The 21,503-nt window shown below is 63.4% G+C and carries 20 protein-coding genes; 9 read left to right on the top strand and 11 right to left on the bottom strand.

Annotated elements, in window-relative coordinates:
- The first annotated feature begins 66 nt into the window (after positions 1-66).
- Together ACFFNA_RS13835 and ACFFNA_RS13830 are read left to right on the top strand one after the other, a co-directional pair.
- The gene (locus tag ACFFNA_RS13835) at positions 67-2,487 is read left to right on the top strand and encodes a GcvT family protein (RefSeq protein WP_378919004.1); all 2,421 of its coding nucleotides are present in this window, start codon (positions 67-69) and stop codon (positions 2,485-2,487) included.
- Positions 2,488-2,603: 116 nt separating this feature from the next.
- Entirely contained in the window at positions 2,604-3,506 is a 903-nt protein-coding gene (locus tag ACFFNA_RS13830; RefSeq protein ID WP_378919002.1) for an SMP-30/gluconolactonase/LRE family protein, read from the top strand.
- A gap of 38 nt (positions 3,507-3,544) precedes the next feature.
- On the opposite strand, the gene ACFFNA_RS13825 is transcribed toward ACFFNA_RS13830, so the two are convergent.
- Both ACFFNA_RS13825 and ACFFNA_RS13820 read right to left on the bottom strand, forming a co-directional pair.
- Positions 3,545-4,450, bottom strand: a complete 906-nt coding sequence (locus ACFFNA_RS13825; protein WP_378919000.1) for an allantoinase PuuE — start codon at positions 4,448-4,450, stop codon at positions 3,545-3,547.
- A 33-nt stretch (positions 4,451-4,483) separates the two neighbouring features.
- Positions 4,484-5,551 carry a pyridoxal phosphate-dependent aminotransferase gene (locus tag ACFFNA_RS13820; protein WP_378918998.1) on the bottom strand — a complete coding sequence of 356 codons (1,068 nt, stop codon included), beginning with the start codon at positions 5,549-5,551 and terminating at the stop codon, positions 4,484-4,486.
- A gap of 655 nt (positions 5,552-6,206) precedes the next feature.
- On the opposite strand from ACFFNA_RS13820, the gene ACFFNA_RS13815 reads away from it, so the two are divergent.
- From ACFFNA_RS13815 to gspG, 4 genes are all read left to right on the top strand, one after another.
- Positions 6,207-6,638: a hypothetical protein gene (locus ACFFNA_RS13815; RefSeq protein ID WP_111543141.1), complete on the top strand. Its 432-nt coding sequence runs from the start codon at positions 6,207-6,209 to the stop codon at positions 6,636-6,638.
- 231 nt (positions 6,639-6,869) lie between these two features.
- Positions 6,870-8,993 carry a type II secretion system secretin GspD gene (gene gspD / locus ACFFNA_RS13810; protein WP_378918996.1) on the top strand — a complete coding sequence of 708 codons (2,124 nt, stop codon included), beginning with the start codon at positions 6,870-6,872 and terminating at the stop codon, positions 8,991-8,993.
- Between the two features lie 2 nt (positions 8,994-8,995).
- On the top strand, positions 8,996-9,490 hold the full coding sequence (locus tag ACFFNA_RS13805; RefSeq protein ID WP_378918994.1) for a prepilin peptidase: 495 nt from the start codon (positions 8,996-8,998) through the stop codon (positions 9,488-9,490).
- Positions 9,490-9,966 (top strand): type II secretion system major pseudopilin GspG, encoded by a 477-nt coding sequence (gspG, locus tag ACFFNA_RS13800; RefSeq protein WP_378918992.1) that lies wholly within the window; start codon positions 9,490-9,492, stop codon positions 9,964-9,966. Before ACFFNA_RS13805 ends, gspG begins: the two co-directional genes overlap by 1 nt.
- A 37-nt stretch (positions 9,967-10,003) precedes the next feature.
- Here the strand turns inward: gspG and ACFFNA_RS13795 are convergent, their stop codons facing one another.
- Genes ACFFNA_RS13795 through ACFFNA_RS13755 form a run of 9 tightly spaced genes read right to left on the bottom strand, consistent with a single transcriptional unit; the run spans position 10,004 to position 17,576 of the window.
- Complete coding sequence (locus tag ACFFNA_RS13795; protein ID WP_378918990.1) at positions 10,004-10,735, bottom strand: type II secretion system protein GspJ; 732 nt, start codon at positions 10,733-10,735, stop codon at positions 10,004-10,006.
- Complete coding sequence (locus ACFFNA_RS13790) at positions 10,732-11,100, bottom strand: PulJ/GspJ family protein (RefSeq protein WP_378918988.1); 369 nt, start codon at positions 11,098-11,100, stop codon at positions 10,732-10,734. Before ACFFNA_RS13790 ends, ACFFNA_RS13795 begins: the two co-directional genes overlap by 4 nt.
- Positions 11,097-11,570, bottom strand: a complete 474-nt coding sequence (locus ACFFNA_RS13785) for a GspH/FimT family pseudopilin (protein ID WP_378918986.1) — start codon at positions 11,568-11,570, stop codon at positions 11,097-11,099. Before ACFFNA_RS13785 ends, ACFFNA_RS13790 begins: the two co-directional genes overlap by 4 nt.
- Positions 11,567-12,784 (bottom strand): type II secretion system F family protein, encoded by a 1,218-nt coding sequence (locus tag ACFFNA_RS13780; protein ID WP_378918984.1) that lies wholly within the window; start codon positions 12,782-12,784, stop codon positions 11,567-11,569. Before ACFFNA_RS13780 ends, ACFFNA_RS13785 begins: the two co-directional genes overlap by 4 nt.
- Positions 12,784-14,427 (bottom strand): GspE/PulE family protein, encoded by a 1,644-nt coding sequence (locus tag ACFFNA_RS13775; RefSeq protein ID WP_378918982.1) that lies wholly within the window; start codon positions 14,425-14,427, stop codon positions 12,784-12,786. The genes ACFFNA_RS13780 and ACFFNA_RS13775 overlap by 1 nt, the downstream gene beginning before the upstream one ends.
- Positions 14,424-15,332, bottom strand: coding sequence for a hypothetical protein (locus tag ACFFNA_RS13770; RefSeq protein WP_378918980.1), 909 nt, complete (start codon positions 15,330-15,332; stop codon positions 14,424-14,426). Before ACFFNA_RS13770 ends, ACFFNA_RS13775 begins: the two co-directional genes overlap by 4 nt.
- On the bottom strand, positions 15,329-15,928 hold the full coding sequence (locus ACFFNA_RS13765) for a hypothetical protein (RefSeq protein ID WP_378918978.1): 600 nt from the start codon (positions 15,926-15,928) through the stop codon (positions 15,329-15,331). Before ACFFNA_RS13765 ends, ACFFNA_RS13770 begins: the two co-directional genes overlap by 4 nt.
- Positions 15,925-16,524 (bottom strand): type II secretion system protein GspM, encoded by a 600-nt coding sequence (gene gspM, locus ACFFNA_RS13760; RefSeq protein ID WP_378918976.1) that lies wholly within the window; start codon positions 16,522-16,524, stop codon positions 15,925-15,927. Before gspM ends, ACFFNA_RS13765 begins: the two co-directional genes overlap by 4 nt.
- Before the next feature lie 2 nt (positions 16,525-16,526).
- On the bottom strand, positions 16,527-17,576 hold the full coding sequence (locus ACFFNA_RS13755) for a PilN domain-containing protein (protein WP_378918974.1): 1,050 nt from the start codon (positions 17,574-17,576) through the stop codon (positions 16,527-16,529).
- Between the two features lie 401 nt (positions 17,577-17,977).
- Here ACFFNA_RS13755 and ACFFNA_RS13750 point away from each other — a divergent pair, with 401 nt between their 5' ends.
- From ACFFNA_RS13750 to ACFFNA_RS13740, 3 genes are all read left to right on the top strand, one after another.
- The gene (locus ACFFNA_RS13750) at positions 17,978-18,580 is read left to right on the top strand and encodes an ANTAR domain-containing response regulator (protein ID WP_378919177.1); all 603 of its coding nucleotides are present in this window, start codon (positions 17,978-17,980) and stop codon (positions 18,578-18,580) included.
- Between the two features lie 2 nt (positions 18,581-18,582).
- A complete protein-coding gene (locus tag ACFFNA_RS13745) occupies positions 18,583-19,821 on the top strand; it encodes a CmpA/NrtA family ABC transporter substrate-binding protein (RefSeq protein ID WP_378919175.1) in 1,239 nt (412 codons plus the stop codon).
- A 359-nt stretch (positions 19,822-20,180) separates the two neighbouring features.
- Positions 20,181-21,497, top strand: a complete 1,317-nt coding sequence (locus tag ACFFNA_RS13740; protein ID WP_378918972.1) for a CmpA/NrtA family ABC transporter substrate-binding protein — start codon at positions 20,181-20,183, stop codon at positions 21,495-21,497.
- Positions 21,498-21,503: the final 6 nt, after the last annotated feature.

The following is a 21,503-nucleotide window of genomic DNA, read 5'->3' as shown; positions in this document are numbered from 1 at the left end:
ACCTGCAAGGCGCTTTTCGAAAGCGCAGAACAAAAAAATCGCCGCACCAAGGGAAGAAATCTGGATATGCGTACTCATGCACAAGCCGTTGTCATCGGCGGCGGCCTGATCGGTTGCTCGATCCTCTATCACCTGGCCAAATTCGGCTGGTCCGACGTGGTTCTTCTCGAGCGCAACGAGCTGACGTCCGGCTCGACCTGGCATGCGGCGGCCAACATCCACGGCCTGCACGATTCCACCAACATCAGCCGCCTGCAGCACTACACCATGGCGCTCTACAAGGAACTGGAAAGCGAGACCGGGCAGGGTTGTGGCATCTTCCAGCCGGGCTCGCTCTATCTCGCCCAGACCGAAGCGCGCGAGCATCAGCTGAGGCTGCAGGAGGCCAAGGCGCGACGCTACAAGATGAACTTTTATGAGGTCGCGCGCGATGAGGCGGAGCGGCTGCACCCGCTGGTCGATTTCGACGGCATACGCTGCATCATGTACGAGCCGGAAGGCGGCAATGTCGACCCGTCCGGCGTCACCGCCGCCTATGCCGCCGGCGCCCGCCAGCGCGGGGCGGAGATCCATCGCTTCACGCCGGTCACTGCCACCGAGGCGCAGTCGGACGGCAGCTGGATCGTGCGCACGCCGAAGGGCGACATCCACACGCAATGGGTGGTCAACGCCGCCGGCCTGTGGGGCCGCGAGGTCGCCGCGATGGCTGGCCTGCAACTGCCGCTGATCCCCACCGAGCATCAGTATTTCGTCACCGAGACCATTCCCGAGATCGCCGCGATGGGACGCCGCCTGCCTTCTGTCGCCGATCGCGATGGCGAATATTATCTGCGCCAGGAAGGGCTTGGGCTGCTCATCGGGGCCTATGAACGCAACATGAAGTTCTGGGCAGAGGATGGGACCCCGCTGGACTTTGGCCACGAACTCTTTCCCGACGATCTCGATCGCATCGAGGACAACATGATGCGCGCCATTGCACGTGTTCCCGCGGTTGGCACCGCGGGCGTCAAAAAGGTGATCAACGGGCCGATGATCTGGTCGCCGGACAGCGCCGTGCTGTTTGGCCCGGTGCCGGAGTTGCAGAACTACTTCTGCTGCAACGGCATCATTCCCGGGTTCTCGCAGTCGGGCGGAATGGGCAAGCTGGCGGCCGAGTGGATGATCGAGGGCGAGCCTTCGCTCGACATGTTCGCCTGGGACATGGCGCGCTTTGGCCACTGGGCCGGCAAGGCTTTCACCAAGGCCCGCGTGCAGGACCAATACAGCCACCGCTTCAAGATCCATTTCCCCAATGAGGAACGCGCCGCCGGACGGCCGGTCCGGACCCGGCCTGCCTATGACATGCAAAAGGGAATGAACGCCGTCTTCGGCCTCAATTTCGGCTGGGAGCACCCACTATGGTTCGCCGCCGAGGGCGAGCCGCGCGAGGAGACGATCGGCTTCACGCGCCAGAACTGGTGGGGACCGGTGGGACGCGAGGCGCGCATGCTGCGCGAGCATGCGGGCATCATCGACGTTTCGAATTTTGCCAAATACGAGGTCAAGGGACCCGGCGCGGAAGCCTGGCTCAACGCGCTGTTCGCCAACCGCATGCCGACGGAAATCGGGCGCTCCTGTCTCACGCCGCTGATCGGCAAGCGCGGCGGCATTGCCGGCGACTTTACCGTGACAAAGCTGTCCGACGACGAGTTCATGGTGTTCGGTTCCGGCATGGCCGAGCGCTTCCACCAAAGGTTCTTCAAGGCTGTCCCTTTGCCTGAAGGCACCACGTTCCGTTCGCGCACCGAGGAACTGGCCGGCTTCAACGTCGCCGGCCCGAAATCACGTGAATTGCTGCAGCGCTTGACCAATGCCGATCTGTCGACGGAGGCGTTTGCCTTCATGCGCTCGCGCCAGATCACGGTGGCTGGTGTCGACGTGGTGGCGCTGCGTGTTTCGTTCACCGGCGACCTGGGCTGGGAACTCTATTGCGCGGCCGCCAACCAGATCGAGCTCTACAGTGCCTTGCTGAAGGCCGGCAGCGAAGTCGGTGCCGGGCCGGTTGGTTCGCGCGCGCTGATGTCGCTGCGGGTCGAAAAGGGATATGGCAGCTGGAGCCGGGAATATTCCCCCGAATACTGGCCGCAGGAGGTCAAGTTCGATCGGCTTGTCAAAATGGACAAGGGCGAATTCCTCAACCGCGATGCCTACGCCGCCGTCGCCGACAGGCCGGCGCGCGATGAGCTGATCATGCTGTCGATCGACGCTAGGGACGCCGACGCGACCGGCGGCGAGCCGATATTCCTGCCGGACGGCACGCCGATCGGCCAGGTGTCCTCAGGCGCCTATGGTTATTTCGTCGAGCAGTCGCTGGCGCTTGGCTATGTCAAGGCCGGCTCGGCCAAGGCAGGCGATGTCGTCACGGTCGCCATCCTGGGAAGACCTCATGACGCGGTACTGTTGAAGCAGCCGCCCTTCGACCCCGAGGGCAAGCGGCTGCGCGCGTAGGTCTGGACCGTCTGGCGATCGGCGGGCCAACTGACAGAACAATCGAAGCTGGCGGGTTACGCCAGCGAACCTGACACAGGGAAGACTTCAACCGCCTGAAAACAAAGGGGAATCGCATGATCAAACGACATCTGCTGGGCACCATGTTTGCCCTGGCCCTCACATCATCCGCGCACGCGGCGGATGTGAAGGTCATCAATGACGACGCCTGGTTCGCCGAAGGCCCAATCTGGTACCAGGACAAGCTCTACTACGTCGAATATGGCCGCGGTACGGTCAGCGTATGGGATGGCAAGAAGAACGAGATCTTCTGGAAGATGGACGGTTGCGGCCCGTCGGCCGTGCTGCCGACCACGGCCGGCGAGTTCCTCGTCACCTGCTACGACAACAACACGATCGGCCGCATCTCGGCCGACGGCAAGACGCTGCCGGCCTATGACAAGGACACGGATGGCAAGCCATTCAGCGGCCCGAATGACTTCGCACCCGACAAGGATGGCGGCACCTATTTCACCGGTTCCGGCAAGGGCGGTCCGCTGATCGACGCCTCGGCCTACTACATCGGCAAGGACGGCAGCGTGAAGAAGGTTGCCGGTGACCTGCACAATGCCAACGGCCTCGTCATGTCGAACGACGGCAAGATCCTGTATCTGGTCGAGACGGAGGACAATCGGATCATCGAGTTCGATGTCCAGCCCGACCACAGCTTGAGCAACCGTCGTGTCTTCCTGCGCCTCGACGACCTGTTCCCGAACCAGCCGCACATCTGGCCTGACGGGATCAAGATGGACAGGGCCGGCGAGATGTATATCGGCCAGAGCCCGCGCTCGCTTGATGCGCTTGGCAAGATCATCGTCGTCGACAAGGATGCGAAGCTGCTGCGCACGCTTTCGGTGCCATCGCCATCCATGCCGAACTTCGCTTTTGGACCAGACGAGAAGGTGCTCTACGTGATGGCGCTCGACCAGATCGACGCCGCGCCTTGGCACGGCAAGGTCTACGAGGTTTCGAACAAGTAGGATATTCGCCGGCGGTGCCAATGCCGCCGGATCGCGCCTCAGCCGCCGAACCGATCCAGCCAATGTTGGGCAAGGTCTGAGCGGCGGCAGATCCAGATATCGGGATTGGCCCTGATCTTGTCGAGGAAATGGGCCAGCCCGACCATGCGGCCCGGCCGCGCCGCCAGTCGGCAGTGCAGCGATACCGTCATCATGCGCGGTGTCGTTTCGCCTTCCGCCAGAAGCCAGTCCACCGCATCGCCGACATATTCGAAGAACTGGCTGCCGGTCTCCAGGCCGGAGCCACGCGAGAACCGGCTGTCATTGTTGTCGAAGCTGTGCGGGACGACCAGATGACGCTTTGGACCGACTTCGACGAAATAGGGCAGGTCGTCATTGTAGTCGTCGCAATCGAACAGGAAGCCGCCGTGCTCCACCACCAGCCGGCGCGTGTTGAGGCTGGGCCGACCGGTGTACCAGCCGAGTGGACGGATGCCGGTGATCCGTTGCACGGTGTCGACGGTCATCGCGATATGGTCGCGTTCCTCGTCTTCGGTCAACGCCGCGTAGTCGATCCAGCGCCAGCCATGGCAGACGATATCGCTGCCAAGTGCCGCGATCGCTTTGCCGGCGGCCGGATTGAGCTCCAGCGCGCGTCCCACGACGTAGAAGGTCGGAATGATCTGCTTGTCCTGGAACAGCGACAACAGCCGCCAGACGCCGACGCGTGAGCCGTATTCGTAGAGCGATTCCATATTGCGGTTGCGCAGGCCCGGCACCGCTGGCGACACGGCAAGGTCCGACAGGATCGCCTCGGAGACGTTGTCGCCCTCGCCGATGCTGTATTCGGCGCCTTCCTCATAGTTGACGACGATGTTGAGCGCCAGTTTGGCGCCGCCGGGCCATGCGGCCGAAGGTGGCTTGTCGCCATAGCCGATGAAGTCACGGACGGGCAGGTATGGCATCTCTCAACTCTCCCTCGAATGCGGTCGCCAAAACTATCCGCCGTGCATGTCGATCAGTATGCGCAGTGCCTGATCCATTATCTCTTGCGGGCCGACCGTCGCGCGCAAACAGTCCGTGAGGCCGTAACCGCCCAGGCCGCGCACAATGATATCGGCGCCGCGCAAGGCTCTCTCGGCGGCCTCCGCGGCGGCTGCGTCGGAGAAGCGGATCAGCACGAAATTCGTCCGGCTCTCCGGTACATCATATCCGTTAGCCCCCAGATCATGCGCGAACCGGTCGCGAATCCGGGCCGTGCGGGCCACGGTTTCGCGCATGTAAGTCTCGTCCTGCACTGCCGCGACCGCCATTGCGAGGCTTGCGGTGGTGACCTGGTTCGAGTTCTGCATCTTGCGCACTTGCGCCGCGACCGAAGGCGGAAACAACCCCCAGCCGACGCGCGCGCCAGCCAGGCCATAGGCTTTGGAAAGCGTGCGCAGCACGACGGTATCGCCACGTGCGACAAGCGCAAAGACAGGCCTTGGATCCTGGTCGTCAAACTCGCCATAGGCCTGGTCGATCGCCAGCAGCACATCCCCGCGCAAGGCGGCGCGCAAGCGCAGCAATTCGGCATTGCGGATGCGGGTGCCGGTCGGATTGCCGGGATTGCAGACGAAGACGACCCGCGTTGCCGGCGTGACAGTGGCGAGAATGCTGTCGACCGAAACGGCGAAATCCCGTTCCGCGGCCTTGACATAGACCGCATCGGCGCGCGCCGCGGCGGAGGCCACGAAATTATAGGCATAGGAGGTGCCCAGTACCTCGTCGCCCAGTCCCGCAAAGGCCGCGATGGTACAGCTGATCAGGTCCATCGAACCGGCGCCGCACAAGATCAGATCGGGCTCGACACCATAGGCTTGCGCAATCGCCTCGCGCAGCGCCGTCCAGTCCGGGTCAGGATAGAGATGGCTGCGAGCAATCGCGTCCTGGCCGGCAGCGATCGCCCTGGGGCTGGGCGGAAAAGCGCTCTCGTTCTGGGCAAGGGTTGTCCGGTCGTAGCCGCCGAAATTTGCCAAGGCAAAGGCGGACATGGCCTCGACGTGAGCGGCAGCTTTCAGAGGCATGGTTGGTCCATGGGAATTTTGCTATCGGCCATCTCGCGAACTACCCCTGCCGGACTGGCTCATGGGCAAGCTACAATCCGCCGGCGCGTTCACAAGCAAAAACTAGCCGCGCAATGGCTTCGAAATTCTGGCCCTTGTGGGGACAAGGCGTGGTTCGCATGAAAATAGAAAAGGGACGATGGCATCTTGGACTGAGTGTTATTGCTGCGTGGTTGTCCCGACCGCCACGGGGCCGTCACGGGTCGCGAGACCGTGCGGAACAATGCGGGAATATTGATGATTCTGGCCCACGAAAAAGCCAATTGAATCGACACTCATGGCAACGCTTCACGCGAATAGAGAGTTCGGCTTGGTCGATGTCGTCATGGCCGAGGACGTCCGGTGGGTGCCTCCGCTTCGGCGAGGTAGAGGAGGGAATCGTTTTTCACGCCCGGCGGGGCGCAAATGACTGACATCACTTTGAAAGTGTTTGCAAATGCCGACGATGTACATCTCGTCATGGTCCCATGAGAACGACATCCCCAGGATGTCTGGGATTTGCCATCCAAAGATAGATTCCTTCCTGCGGCTTCCGGCTCTTGTCGAAGCATCACCGCGCGATAATTTCTTCAAAGGCGTGGGCGCGCTTCGCCCTCTCTTTCGACAGGAGCCTGCCATGAAACATCAGACAATCGATCAACTGCATGCGGTCGCCAAGATCGAAACTTCGGCGGCGTATTCGGCAATGACACGCAACCAGCGCCTCGAACGCTGGGCTGAACTTCTGGAGCAACATCCCGAGCGATGCCTTGCCGCGTTTACAGGTACCGAATATTTGCACCTGGAGGAACGTGCCAGCCTGCGTGGGGACGGATCAGCACTTGCCGTTGCCTTCGACGACCCGGTGTTGCGCGCATCGGGCCTGAAAGATGACACGTATGGCGAGGCCAGGCGTTTCTTCAAACTGAGCGACTGGCAACTGCACGAAATCGTCTGCGATTGTCATGTCGGCGCCACCATGAAAGCGCATTGGGCCGCCGCGCGAGTTCGCAAGACACTTGGAGGAAATGGATTCCTTACATGGTTGAAGCAAAGAATCATGTACTGAGTTAGCCGGCTTGAGGTGAGGATCGTCGCGTGTCCAGGACCGCGATACGATCCCACCTGACCGCGGTTTGGATCAAGCTGAAGACGGCATGATAAAAAAGATCATGCAGAAGTTCGCGCGGCTGTCGATTTATGCGCTGCTCTACCCTGTGGATAGACCCCAAATACGCCCATCATTCCAAACATCCGCTTGCAAGAAGCCCTAGACTGGGAATCTAGGGGAATCGGGTGGATGTCGAGCAAGCCGAGTGGTCGCGTCGTGTTGTGCACGCTGCTGGCGATTGCCGGCTGCACCTCCGCGCCGGGCAAGGACTTCTTCACCGAAACCATCGACAGCCTGCACGCCAGGAACTCGCCCTTGCGGGCGGGATACACCGGGTCTGGCGCCGTCACGTCGGCCGCCGGCCAGGCGCAGCGCTTTAACGGCGCGCAATACCAGGGCTCGGGTCAGTTCGTCTCCTCCGGCGCCCCCGTCACCAAGGTGACGACAGATGGCTCGGGCCAGTTCGAGCTCAATCTGGTCAACGCGCCGATTGCCGAGGCGGCCAAGGCCGTGCTTGGCGATGCGCTTCACCTCAACTACATCGTCGACCCGCGCGTGCAAGGCACGGTGACGCTGCAGACCTCGCAACCGGTGTCGAAGGATGCGCTGGTCGACATCCTGCAATCGGCGCTTGCGGTGAATGGTGCCGGCATCACCAACCGAGCCGGTACCTACCAGGTCGTGCCGCTTTCCGAAATCATGTCCAGCACACCGCCGGTCAGCGTGCCGTCGACGTCACCGTCCGGCCCCGGCGTCAAGGTGCAGGTGCTGCAACTGCAATTCATCGCCGCCGACGAGATGAAGACCATTCTCGAACCGATCACCCGCCAGGGCTCGGTGCTGCGGGTCGATTCCACCCGCAACCTGATCACCGTCGCCGGCAATGACAGCGACCTCAATGCCATTCGCGAAGCGGTTTCGGTGTTCGACGTCGACTGGATGCGCGGCATGTCGGTGGCGCTGCATCCGCTGAAGACCTCCAAACCGGAAGCGGTTGCCGCCGAACTCGATTCGATCTTCGGCACCAAGGATGGGCCGGGCGCCAAACTTATCCAGTTCATCCCCAACGACAGGCTGAATTCGGTGCTGGTGATCACTTCGCGCCCGGCCTATCTCGCCCGTGCGGCGACCTGGATCAACAAGCTCGACAGACTGGCCGAGACCAATGAAAGCCAGCTTTTCGTCTACCAGATCCAGAACCGCCCGGCCAAGGAACTGGCCGCGGTGCTGAGTTCCGTTCTCGGCACCTCGGTCAAGACCGAAGGCGACTCGGGCGGCTCGAACGTGTCGCCCGACCAGACCCCGATCGCCATGCAATCGGATGGCGTCACGCCGGTGCCATTGACCGGGCCGTCGCCTTCGCTGCCCCCGCAGGACGGACAGCCGCCCGCCCACGCCACGGTCGTCGCCGATATCGAAAACAATGCGTTGCTGATCCAGACCACGGCGCGCGACTACGAACGCATCGAACAGATCCTGGCCAAGGTCGACGTTCTGCCTACGCAAGTCATGCTGGAAGCCGTCATCGCCGAAGTCACGCTCAACGACGAGCTGAAATACGGCCTGCGCTGGTTCTTCGAGAATGGCGGCATGAAGATCTCGCTGTCCGACGTGGCAAAGGGAGCCGCCGCGGCAGCACTGCCCGGCTTCAACTGGAGCTACGCAACCGACAACATCCAGGTGACGCTGAACGCCTTGTCCAGCATCACCGACGTCAATGTCATCTCGGCGCCAACCATCATGGCCCTGAACAACCAGAAGGCGATATTGCAGGTCGGCGACCAGGTGCCGATCGCCACAAGGCAAGTGGTGGACCAGACCCTCGGCAGCTCGCCGGTCGTCTCGGTCGAGATGAAGGACACCGGCGTCATCCTGACGGTGACGCCACGCATCAACAATGCCGGCAGGGTCATGCTCGACATCGAGCAGGAGGTCAGCAATGTGACCAAGACGACCAGCTCCGGCATCGATTCACCGACCATCCAGCAGCGCAAGATCCAGACACGCGTTCTGGTCAATGACGGCGAGAGCCTGGCGCTGGGCGGCCTCATCCAGTCGCGCAACAATGTCGACCGCACTCAAGTGCCTATCCTCGGCGATATCCCGATTATCGGCAACGCGTTCAAGCAGAAGACGGACAGTATCGGACGCACCGAACTGATCATCTTCATCCGGCCGCATGTTGTCCGTGACATCAACGAAGCCCGCGAAGTGACCGACGAATTCCGCGGCAAGATCAGCCTGCAGACGCCGATCCAAAAGCGGCGCGGCGGCACCAAGCTGCAACAGGATCTGAAGAGGCTGGCGTATTGACGATGGCTACGCACCCGTCTCTCGTGCTGGCTGCCACGGTCGCCCTGGCGGCGGTTCTTGCCGCGATCTCGATCGCCGATTTCCGCAGGCAGATCATCCCGGACAGGCTCAACCTGGCTCTGGCCGTCCTCGGCCTTGGCTATCAGATGGCGACTGAGGCAGACGGCGTCCCGCTGCGGCTCCTGTTTGCTGTCGCGACTTTTGCTGCTGCCTGGCTGATCCGGCGCGGTCATTTCCTGATGACCGGCAGGATTGGTCTCGGCCTCGGCGACGTCAAGATGCTGGCCGCCGCGGCATGCTGGATCAGCCCGCTGCTGCTGCCGGTGCTGCTGTTCATCGCCAGCGCCAGCGCTCTGCTGTTCGTCGGCGGGCAAGTGCTTGCGACAGGGCCGGCAGCAGTGCGGGCCCGTGTTGCCTTCGGCCCGTTTATCGCCATCGGCCTCGGCTGCAGCTGGGCGCTGGAGCAATTTGCAGGTTTGAACATGGGACTGCTCTGATGATCACTCTGCGCTTTATCAAACCTTCCGAAAAATCCGGGCGCGCCAGAAGATCTGTCGGCGAAAGCGACGATCGCGAAAGCGGCTTCACCCTGGTCGAGCTTCTGGTCGTGCTCGCCATCATCGCGTTGATCGCGACGCTGGCCGCGCCGCAGGTCCTGCGCTATCTCGGTTCGGCCAGGACCAATGCCGCCAAGGCGCAAATTCGCAACATCGAAAGCGCGCTCGAACTCTACTATGTCGACAACGCGAAGTATCCGACGGTGGAAGAGGGGCTCTCGGCCTTGGTCACGGCACCCGCCGGCGAGACGCGTTGGAACGGACCCTACCTCAAGGGAACAACCGGCCTGAAGGATCCGTGGGGGAAGCCTTATTCCTACGAAGTGAAGGCCGATGCGAGCGGCGTGATCATCCGCACCTTCGGAAAAGACGGCAAGCCGGACGGAACCGGCGAAGACCAGGACGTCTCCAACTGACGGGAACCAGGACTTCATTCCGACAGGAACGAGGTCTTCATTTCGTGCGCGGCACCTGGGCATTTGCCAGGTCGAGGCGTGCAAAACCTGTCGCCGAATAGGCAGCACCATCCCGCAGAACGGAGAGGGTGAACCGCACGGCGGCGGGCAGGCGCCGCGGCGCCTTCCAGCTTGGTGACCACGATGAGGGTGCCGCCGCACTGTCGAGATATTCGAATTTCATGGTGCTTACACCGCCGATCAGCCGCACCGGTTCGCTCGGCGTCGACGCGCCGGGTTCGCTGCCGCGCCGTGTTCTCTGGACAATGGCCAGCGCGCCTCCGGCCTGGCCACCATCGCCAAGCGAAACAGCAATTTCGCGCAGTGCGGAGGATTTGAAGCCGATCGCCTGAACGGCGTTGAATTCAATCCGGGCACTGTCGCCGTTGAGATAAAGCACCATGTCCGGCGACGATCTGGACAAGGGCAACGGCTCGGCGTGGCTGATTGCCGTTTCCAGAAACCGCGATGCGGCACCGATCTCCATCTGGAATTCGGTTGCCTTTTCGATGCGCATCATCGTTCGGGCCTGGCTCAGGAAAACCATCATCAGCGATGTGATCACGCCGATCAGGGCCAGCCCGACCAACACGTCGATGAGCGCAAATCCCTCGACCGATGCCGATGGTCCCGGCTGCGATCTGGCGTCTGGCAGAGAGGCGCCTGGACGACGTTCCTGCCGGCGGACGACGCGGACCTTCGAGCGGGCACGGAAGAACAGGCCGGTCATTGAGCGGCGTCCTGCACGGGCACGAAGGTCAAAAACGGCCCGTTTGGAAACGCTCCACCGGTCTTCTCGATAAGAACAGCGGTTACCTTCGCCTTCGACACGTCTATCGTGCGGGTCTTCAGGGTCCAGCCGGGTTGCATCGTGGTTTGCGCCATGGGTTGGACTTGGGCTTCGTAGTCGGCCAGCATCGCACGGACGGTCCTGGCGGCTTCGACCTGGCGCTTGGCTGCGGCGATGCTGCGGCTCGCCAGCACGATCGACTGGCTGGCGATACCCAGCACAAGCGCCAGGATGGTCATGGCGACGATCATCTCCAGGATCGAGAATCCGTCTTCGGGGGAGGGCTGCGACGATGGTCCTGTCATGGCAGCGCGCGCCACGTTGGAAGCCCGGTCAGCCAGTTGACCGCTATGCGCGTGGTCCGTCCCTTTTGCTGCAGGGAAATGTCCATACCGGAAGCGCTGCCATCGGGAAGGAAGGTCAGGACGGTCTGCCGACCAGCGACGACGGTCTCCTGGCCGGTGATTACGGTCATTTTGACATCGTCCGGCAGAGCGACACTATCTCGTTCGCCAAAACGGATGACGCGGGTGCCGAGATCGACAACGACCTGCTTCGGCCTGGCGGTGGCGATTGCCGATGTGCGCGACAGGCGCAGCCGCATGGTGATCTCGCCGGCCAGCGTCTCCAGGTTCTTGGTCCGATAGTTGCTGACGAGCCCCGGCGCGGCGATGGCCGCGACAAGGGCCATGATCGCCAGCACGACCAGCATTTCGACCAGGGTAAATCCGGCCGTTGCGTCTGCCGGTGCGCCGGCTCTCGGCGCGGCGGTCATTGCAGCGCCAGATCGTTGATGCTGAGGATCGTGGTCATCACCGAGATGACCAGGCTGCCGACGAGAAAACCGAGCGAAATCGTCAGCGCTGGCGTCAACAGCTTCAGCACCGTATCGATCCGTCGCGACAGCGTCAGCTGAAGCATTTTCGCGGCGCGATCGAGCACCACCGGAAGGGCATTCGCCTCTTCGCCGAGCGCGACCAGCGACATCGTCGCGTTGTCGAAAATCCCCGCCTTGACGATCGCGCCATGCAGGCGGGCGCCATTTGCGACGGTTTCTTCGATCGTGGCAAAGCTTGCCGCCAGTGAACTCTGTCTGGAAACGTTGGCGGCCAGGCCAAGCGCCTCGGTCATCGCCACGCCATTGCCGAGCAGCAGCGCAAGCGTTTCCAGGTAGCGCGCGATCACGGCATCCCTGACCAGCGGGCCGATCAAAGGGATATTCAACAGCCAATGCGAAAACTGTTTTCTGGCACCGGCGGACCGGGACAGGAAAAGATAGGAAAGCAGGCCCAGGACCGCCGCCAGCGGGAACACGAACGGATAGTCCTTGAACACCGTGCCGAGCGCCGAAAGCATGGTCATGGTGAACGGCTTGGGGGCGGATGAGCCTTCGAAGATCGGTTCCAGCGCCGGCACCAGAACCGTCGCCAGAATGACCAGCGCGCCGCTCATGACCATGAGCAGGAAAGCCGGATAGGCCAGGGCCTCGACGATTGCGGCACGGCGCTTGGCCGTTGCCTCGAACGTATCCGCCAGCCGCTGGCATATATAGGCCATCTTGCCGCTGCGCTCTCCGCTGGCGAGCAAGGCGGCAACGTCGGAGGTGATGCCCGGCAGGGCGGCAAATGCTTCGGCGATTGGCCGGCCGCCCGTCGTGAGATCGAGCACCGATTGCAGCTGTTGCCGTCGCTGATGGTTGGCCTGGCCCGAGATAACCGCGTTCAAGGCACGGTCGACAGTGAAACCGGCGTTCAGAAGCACCGAAAGCTCGGAAAACAGCCGGCTGAGATCGACCCTGCGGGTAAACGTCAGCGCGCTGCGTCCCGGCAGGCGAAGCTGCTGCCTTTCGCCGTTCACCGGGGCAAGATGATAGGAACGGCGGCCCTGCTGCGCCAGTTTGCGGGCGGCATCCTGCTTGGTCGACGCATCGAGAACGCCGGTCTCGGTGCTGCCGTCGACGAGATAGGCGCGATAGGCATAGGCCGGCATCAGCCACCTCCCGCGAGATCGATGACACGCCGGACTTCGTCCATCGTGGTGATCTGCGATCGGGCAAGTGCGGTTGCGTGGACCGACATCGGCACGAGGTCGTCTTCGGCGGCAATTTTCCCGATCTCCATTTCGCCGGCACCCTGGTCGATGAGCTCGGCGATGCGCGGCGACACCTGCAGCATTTCGTAGGTCACCGTGCGCCCGCTGTAGCCGGAGCCGTTGCAAGTGCGGCAGGCCGGAACAGTTTGGTCCGCACCGCGGCAGGTCGGGCAGATACGGCGCAACAGCCTCTGTGCGATCACGCCTCTGATCGTCGCGCCGAGCAGATAGCCGTCGATGCCCATATCGCGAAGGCGCGTCAGCGCGCCCGCGGCACTGTTGGTGTGGAGGGTCGAAAACACCAGATGGCCGGTCAAGGCCGCCTGGACCGCGACCTGCGCCGTCTCGCGATCGCGAATTTCACCGAGCAGGATGATATCGGGATCCTGCCGCAGGATCGAACGCAGGGCGGCGGCAAAGTCGAGATCGATCGCCGGATTGACCTGCAGCTGGGTGATGCCGGCCATGCGATATTCGACCGGGTCCTCGACGGTGAAAATCTTGACATCCGGGCGCGAACGCTCGGCGAGGATGGAATAGAGCGTCGTCGTCTTGCCGCTTCCGGTCGGCCCGGTGATCAGCACGATGCCGTTGGCGGATTGCGACATGCTGCGGATTTTCGCTTGCGCGGCGCCGTCGAAACCCAGTTTCTCCAACCGCAATTCGACGCCTGCGCGGTCGAGGATTCGAAGCACGATGGCTTCGCCGTGAATCGACGGAATGACCGAGACGCGCAGGTCGACGTCGCGGCCGCGCACGGCAATGCGCATGCGTCCGTCCTGCGGCAGGCGCCGTTCGGCAATGTTGAGCCGCGACAGGATCTTGATGCGGGTGGAGATGCCAGACAGCATCGCAATCGATGCGGTGTCGACGGTGGACAGCATGCCGTCATGCCTGAAGCGGATGCGGACGTGATCCTCGAGCGGCTCGATGTGAATGTCGGTGGCTCTCGCATCGACCGCCTTGTGGATGGTCTCGGCGACGAAGCGGACAATCGGCGCCTCACGCGCAAAATCCTTCAACCGTTCGAGGTCGTCGGGACCGAAATCCAGGGTTTCGCCACTGTTGCCGCCATTTGAAACGGCCGCCAGGGCCGAATGCTCGATGCGGTCGATGCATTCGGCAATCATGCGCCTTGGCAATATCCGCAGCGCCAGTGTCCGCTCATAGTGAAAGGCGAGCGCGTCGATGGTTGCCGACGAGAACGGGTCGGCCACGGCGACAACCAGCCGCTCGGCATCCATCTGCAGCGGCAGGATCGCGTTTTCACGCAGATAGGCCAGCGGCACGCCTGCCAGCATTTCGGGGCTAACCTGTTCGGGAATCTCGACCGGCGTCGGTGCGTTCAGGTAGCGGCTGAGGCTGTTGGCAAGCTCCTGCTCGCCGATCAGGCCGAGTTCGGTCATCACCGTATCGAACGGGTGTCCAGACGTTCGCGATGCCCCCAAAGCCCGCTGGGCCGCGTGCGCGGTCAGCACTTTCTCGCCCTCGAGAAAGGCAAGGAACGCCTCGATCCCCTGGGTCTGGGCGGCAGCGTTCATGAGCTCCACCCGCGCAGGATCCGCGCCGCCTCGGCGCCGAAAAGCACCTCGCAGTCGGTTGTGGCGGCGGCTGGCGGCAAGGCAGTGACCGGGCTTCGGGAGGCGCGCTGGAATGCCGTGGGGCTGACCGGAGACGTCTCGATGATGAAGCCGGCTTCGGCTGTGATCCCCGAATCGTCGCGCCTCACGACCACGTCGACCGTGTAGGCCGATGCATCGGCCGCCGCTTCGGTGACCGAAGCGCTGCTACCCCCGGCAAGAGCAGCACGAAGACGGTTCGGCGCACGATCGGCGCTGATCGTGCCGCGTTTCGAGTTGACCGTGAAAACAGCATGGAGGGTCTGCAGGGGCGTCGACGCAAGTGCCGAAAACTCCTGCAGTTCGGACACCGATTCGAACGGCGCCTGCTTGTCTTCGGGCGGCCCGACGGCGCTTCTGGGACCGGGCTGGCCGGCGAACAACTTGGCGTTGTCGCGAAACCGGATCGCGGCCTTGGCCAGCGCTTGCGCCGTCTGCCGCTCGAAGCCGAGCGATGCGAAACCAAGCGCCAGCAATTGGTCGTCGGCGGCATTGAGATCGATCAGCCCGTCATGATCCTGGATGCGCACATCGAAGCTGAAATCGCCCTCCCGGCACGCGGAGGGTGTAAAATCCAGCGGAAATTTTTTCGCCCCCGAGCCGCCGGTCAATTCGCTCGCAACCACATTGCCGAGGCCTTCAGCGAGCAGCGACAGGCGTTCCTGTTCGACCTCGTTGTTGGCGATCATCAGCCGCGTTCTTGCCGTCACGGCGAAGGGGACGACGATTGCCGAGACGATCAGCATGAACACCAGCACGGCGACCAGCGAAAAGCCGCTGCTGGCGCTTTCGCCGCCCGCGTTTGGGCTTTTGTGGCGGTCGCTCATAGTTGCGGTTCATTTGTGGCTGGTGGCGGGACATTCGGGGCTGGTAGCCGGGCCTTTTGGGGTGGCGGCGGGGCATTCTTCCATGGCGGATAAAGCGGAACCCGCGCCACCTTGCCACCCCGTTCCAGTACGGCCTGATCCTTGTCGATCGCCGACACCGTCCAGCCGTCGACGGTCTCGCCACTGCCGTACCAGATCGCGGTTTCGCTTCCGGCGACGCGCAGCAGGGCTTTCGCCGTTCCGCCGTGGATGCTGATGCCCAGAAGCGAAGGCGCAATGGCGGGTGCTGCCTCGGGCGGTGGCGGCGCCGGCGGTTGTTCGACGGCGGCCGCGACAACCTCAACCGGCGGCGGGCCGGCCGGCGGGGCCACGAATTTCCGGCGCGTCGGCGTGAACAGCGGCCGCTCGAACGTCTCGCTGAAATTGCCGGCCTCGGGAAACTGCAATGAGCCCGCGGCCGAGGCCAGGCCGCCGTCATGTCCCTTTCCGGAAGCGACCGGCGAGATGTCGACCGGCGTGTCGTAGAGCGCGACATTGACCAGGACGAGGGCCGCGATCAGCCCCGCAATCGCCAGGCCGGCGAATTTCCGGGTCATGGCTTGACCCCACCGGGTGCCGGCGCCACCGGCGTTTGCAGCGGGCCGTAAAACAGGATCTCGGCAAAGATCTCCGGGTCGCCGCTGCGCCCGGCGACCGGTCCGACATCGGTCGTGCGCAAGGTGGCCTCGCGAATGAACAGCACCGGAAGCGACGTTTCGATGGCGAGAACGGCGTTGTGAATGCCCTCCAGCGGCCCTGAAAGATTGGCCCGCAGCCCGATGAAATCGACGCCGGCCTCGCTGAGCACCGGCGCATTGCCGGCCGACAGCACGTTCACTCCGTTGGCAGTGGCAATCGCGTTCAGCCGGGTCTGCAGCCCACCGCGAATGATCGCCTCGCTCTCGCCGGTGAGAAACTCGGGATTTGCCGCGGCCACGGGGCTGGCGGTGCTGTCGAGGCGCTTTGCCAGCGCCGCCACGCTTTGCAACTGGCCGAGAAGCTCGCGCTTTTCCTCGATCTCGGCTTGCGCCGAGGCGACGCTATCGAATGCCGCGAACACCGCCCAGGCCAGGACACAGGCCGTCACCGCCGCGAGGGCGAGCGCTATCACGCGGCGAACCAGCGGGCTGGTGTTGACGATGGCGGAGAGCATGGTCAGAGCGCTCCGATCTTGGCCGAAATGGTGAAATGTTCACCGTCCTGGCCGGGAACCCTGACCACGGGCGAGGCGAATTCGGGCGCCGAAAACAGCGGCGAATCGTCGATTGGCTTGATCAGCTCGGCGGCGGAAGCGGAAAAGCCAGTGATGGTCAGGTCGTCGCCCTTGGCCGACAGATCGGTCAGCCAGGCCGAGTCGGGAAGCAGGTGCGTCAGTTCGGCCCAGACGCGCACCAGCGATGCCGTCGTTTTCTTTTCCGTGCGGATCTTTTCAATTTGCTCTATGCCGGTCTGGCGCTTCTGCAGCGCGGTGCGTGCCGCCTTGGCCAGCACCTGTGCATCGGCGATCTCTGCGTCCAGTTCCGCGCCGGCCTGCCAGGTGCGCCAATGCGCATGAGCGAAGGTGACCAGCATTGCCCCGGCCAGCATCGAACAGGTTGTCACCCAGGCGGTCCTGACGCGCCGGTCGCGCGCGGTCGGCGGCCAGATGGCGGCGAGGCTGAGCGGATCGGCCCGCAGGGCGCTCTCCGGTTGCGACAGCGACAGGCAGCGGACCGATCCGCCGGCCCGGCGGACTGCGTCAAGCACTGCGGCAAGCGTCTTCGCCTTGACGACATGGTAGAAGCAGTCCTGCTCAACGTGCCTGGCGAAAACGACATGCACTTGCGCCGGGTCGATCGGCGTCGAGGCCAGAAGGTCGAGCTCGGCCATGTCACGCGCCTGCCGAAGCGGCAGCCGCCGCGCCGCCAATTGCCGGGTCAGGAACAGCCCGGGCTGGATCGTGATATCGAAGGTCGGCCGCTTGCGCCGAGGCCCGCCCTGGAGAAGCGCCAGAATCTCGTCCGAGGACGCGGTGAGCGACAACGGGATCGACTGGAACTCCGGAGCATTGGCCTCGCGGGCGCGGATGCCGTCATCCGCCAGGCTGACGATCCAGTCGCTTGTGGAAGATTGCTTTTGTCTGGGCGCGACCCGCGACCAGACCCCTCGAAGCTCATCGAGCCACCAGTCGAAAAAATCCAGAACCTGCGCGTTGAGTGTCGCCACAATCAACCACCCGCCGCCCCGGCTGATTCTCAGCTAGGGTATTCAGACCGAGACTACTACAATTGCCGTTGCGACACAGATATCAGTGAAAGCGCGGAAGGCCGATTAGCCACAGCTTTTGTTGCTTGGATGGGCTGACTTGAAAACTATCCGTTCCGCGATATTTGGCACCGGAGAGCGACAACCACCCGCTGAGAGTATGGCCGCGCCGACATGGTGCAGCGCCTGTCCACGCTGACGCTGCAGCAGTGCGGGTGCTGCAGATGCTGCGCCAGGGCCTGCTCTACAAGCGGATCGCCAATGAGATGCGGGTCGGCGAGGCCAGGGGCATGCTCGGCGAATGTTGCCGTCGTTGCATCATCCCGCATTGCACAATTCCCTCGCTTGGGCACAATGCAGGCATGGTCCGAACCGCACTCGCCGTCCTGGTGATCGACGAAAACCGCATCCGCGCCGGGATCATCGAGGCGGGGTTGCGCGAGGCCGGCCATGAGCGGGTCACCGTCATCCACGACGTGACCGGCATTGCGCGGCGGATCGCCGAGATCGAACCCGACGTCATCGTCATCGATCTCGAAAATCCGAATCGCGACATGCTGGAAAACATGTTCCAGCTGTCGCGCGCGGTGAAGCGGCCGATCGCCATGTTCGTCGACCGCTCCGACCAGGCCTCGATCGAGGCGGCGGTCGATGCCGGCGTTTCGGCCTATGTCGTCGACGGTCTGCGGCAGGAGCGCGTCAAACCGATCCTCGATATGGCGGTCAGCCGTTTCAACGCCTTTTCGCGCATGGCGCGCGAACTGGAAGAAGCGCGCAGCGAACTCGAGAGCCGCAAGGTGATCGATCGCGCCAAGGGCATCCTGATGAAGTCGCGCGGCCTGAGCGAAGAGGCCGCCTACACGCTGCTGCGCAAGACAGCGATGAACCAGAACCGCAAGATCAGCGACATCGCCCAGAGCCTGGTGACCGCCGCCGGGCTGCTGGGACCGGCGGAGGACGAATGAGCATGGGCGCCGAGCATCAGATCACCGCCGGTTTCATGCCGCTGTTCGACAGCGCGGTGCTGGTCGCGGCCGGCGAGCTTGGTTTTGCCGCACGCGAAGGTATCGACCTGACGCTGCACCGCGAGACGTCCTGGGCCAACATCCGCGACCGCATCGCCATCGGCCACTTCCATCTCGCGCATATGCTGGGACCGATGCCGCTTGCCTGCAATCTCGGGCTGACGCCGCTTGCTTCAGAGACCATCGTGCCGTTCTCGCTCGGTCTTGGCGGCAACTGCGTCACCATCTCCAACGCCGTCTGGGCTGGCATGGCGGCGCATGGCGCCGAGCCCGATCTCGACCCGGCGCGCGCCGGTGCCGCACTTGGCGCGCTTATCCGCGAGCGCGCCGCTGCCGGCCGCGACCCGCTGCGCTTCGCCGTGGTGCATCCCCATTCCGGGCACAATTACGAACTGCGCTACTGGCTCGCCGCCTGCGGCATCGATCCACAGCGCGCGATCGAGATCGTCATCGTGCCGCCGCCCTTCATGGCCGACGCGCTGGCCACCGGGCGGATCGACGGCTACTGCGTCGGCGAACCCTGGAACAGCGCCTCGGTTGCCGCCGGCACCGGCCACATCGTCACCATCAAGGCACAGATATGGCGCAACAGCCCGGAGAAGGTGATCGGCGTGCGCAAGGTCTGGGCCGAGCAGTCCCCCGAGGCGCTGGCGGCGCTGCTGCGTGCGCTGCATCACTCGGCGCGCTGGTGCCAGGATCCAGCCAACCATGGCGAATTGGCCGCGGTGATGGCGCAGCCCGGCTTCCTCGGCCTGCCGCCGGCAGTCCAGATGCCGATCCTGACCGGCAATCTCCAATTGGGCGGCGGCGCGGCGCGGACCATCGACGACTTCTTCCTGCCCTTCGACAAGGCAGCGAACTTTCCGTGGAAGAGCCATGCGCTGTGGTTCTACACGCAGATGGTCCGCTGGGGGCATGTCGAACACACGCCGGAAAATCTCGCCATCGCCCGCGACTGCTACCGTCCCGACCTCTACCGCTCGGCGCTGAAGCCGCTTGGTGTGGCACTTCCAGGCGCCAATTCGAAAGTCGAGGGCGCGCTGAAGTCCGCGACTCCGGTCGGTTCGGCGGGGGCAAGTCTGGTGCTTGGTCCCGATGGTTTCTTCGACGGCCAGATCTTCGATCCCGACGAGATCGACGCCTACATCGCGCGCCAGAAATCGGCCCGCGCGGAGGCCTGATCATTTCGGTGCCATTCTTGTGCATTGCACAAAAATTGTGCGTGCCACTGCGCTAATGAACAATCTTTGGCTTGCTCGCCCGGCGGGCCGGCGCGCCGATGATTGTGGTATGTCGTTGATCTCCTTGATGTTTGTCATCTATTCCGAAACTGGCACGGTTCCTGCTTTGCAATAGGCAGACTCTTCTCGGGGTCACGGAACAGGCGTCCAATGGCGGGCGCTACAGGCAAAGCTGCCGCTCAGGTCAAGACGCGATCCCGGATGGACGGACGCGCGCGGCCTGGCCGGCGGCTTTTTTGTTTTGACCGAACACGCAATCGACGGCGCTGATCCCAAGCAGTGCCCAACCGGAGACGACGATGACGAAACGGATCGGAACTGGAACGACACTCAAGGACATGACGCGTCGCGATTTCCTCGCCAGCAGCGCGCTGACGGCGGGGCTGTTCATGGCGGCCCGCAAGCTCTTCCCCTCTGGCGCCTATGCCGCCACGACCGCGCCGGAGGTCACCGGCGCCAAGCTCGGCTTCATCGCGCTGACCGATGCCGCACCGCTGATGATCGCCAAGGAGAAGGGCCTGTTCACCAAATACGGCATGCCCGATGTCGAGGTGCTCAAGCAGGCGTCCTGGGGCGCGACGCGCGACAATCTGATGCTCGGCGGCGCGGCCAACGGCATCGACGGCGCCCATATCCTGACGCCGCTGCCTTACCTGATGCACACCGGCAAGGTGACGCAGAACAACCAGCCGATGCCGATGGCGATCGTGGCGCGGCTCAACTACGACTGCCAAGGCATTTCGGTCGCCCAGGAATATGCCGGCACCGGTGTCGGCCTCGATGCCTCGAAGCTGAAGGACGCCTTCGCCGCCAAGAAGGCGGCCGGCAAGGACATCAAGGCCGCCATGACCTTCCCGGGCGGCACCCATGATTTGTGGCTGCGCTACTGGCTCGCCGCCGGCGGCATCGATCCCGACAAGGACGTCTCGACCATCGTCGTGCCGCCGCCGCAGATGGTGGCCAACATGAAGGTCGGCAACATGGACGTGTTCTGCGTCGGCGAGCCGTGGAACGAGCAACTCGTCCACCAGGGCGTCGGCTTCACCGCCGCCACGACCGGCGAATTGTGGAAGGGCCACCCCGAAAAGGCGCTCGGCCTGCGCGCCGAATTCATCGACAAATACCCGAACGCCACCAAGGCGATCCTGATGGCCGTCATGGAAGCCCAGCAATGGTGCGAGGCCAAGGAGAACAAGGACGAGATGGCCGCCATCATCGGCAAGCGGCAATGGATGAACGTGCCTGTCGCCGATATCATTGGCCGCCTCAAGGGCGACATCAATTATGGCAACGGGCGAGTTGCCACTGGCACCGATCTCTACATGAAGTTCTGGAAGGGCGGCGTGTCCTATCCGTTCAAGAGCCATGACAGCTGGTTCCTGGCCGAGAACATCCGCTGGGGCAAGTTCGCGCCGACCACCGACATCAAGGCTTTGGTCGATCAGGTCAACCGAGAGGATCTGTGGCGCGAGGCGGCCAAGGACCTCGGCGTCGCGGCAGCCGACATTCCGGCGTCCTCGTCGCGCGGCGTCGAGACGTTCTTCGACGGCAAGATCTTCGATCCGGCCAACCCGTCCGCCTATCTCGACAGCCTGAAGATCAAGGCCTCGGCTTGATCGGCG

Origin of the sequence: Mesorhizobium kowhaii (genome assembly GCF_042431665.1) — a bacterium.
Classification (GTDB): domain Bacteria; phylum Pseudomonadota; class Alphaproteobacteria; order Rhizobiales; family Rhizobiaceae; genus Mesorhizobium; species Mesorhizobium kowhaii.
Note: the sequence above shows the minus strand (reverse complement) of the source record. Positions and strands in the feature narration are given on the sequence as shown.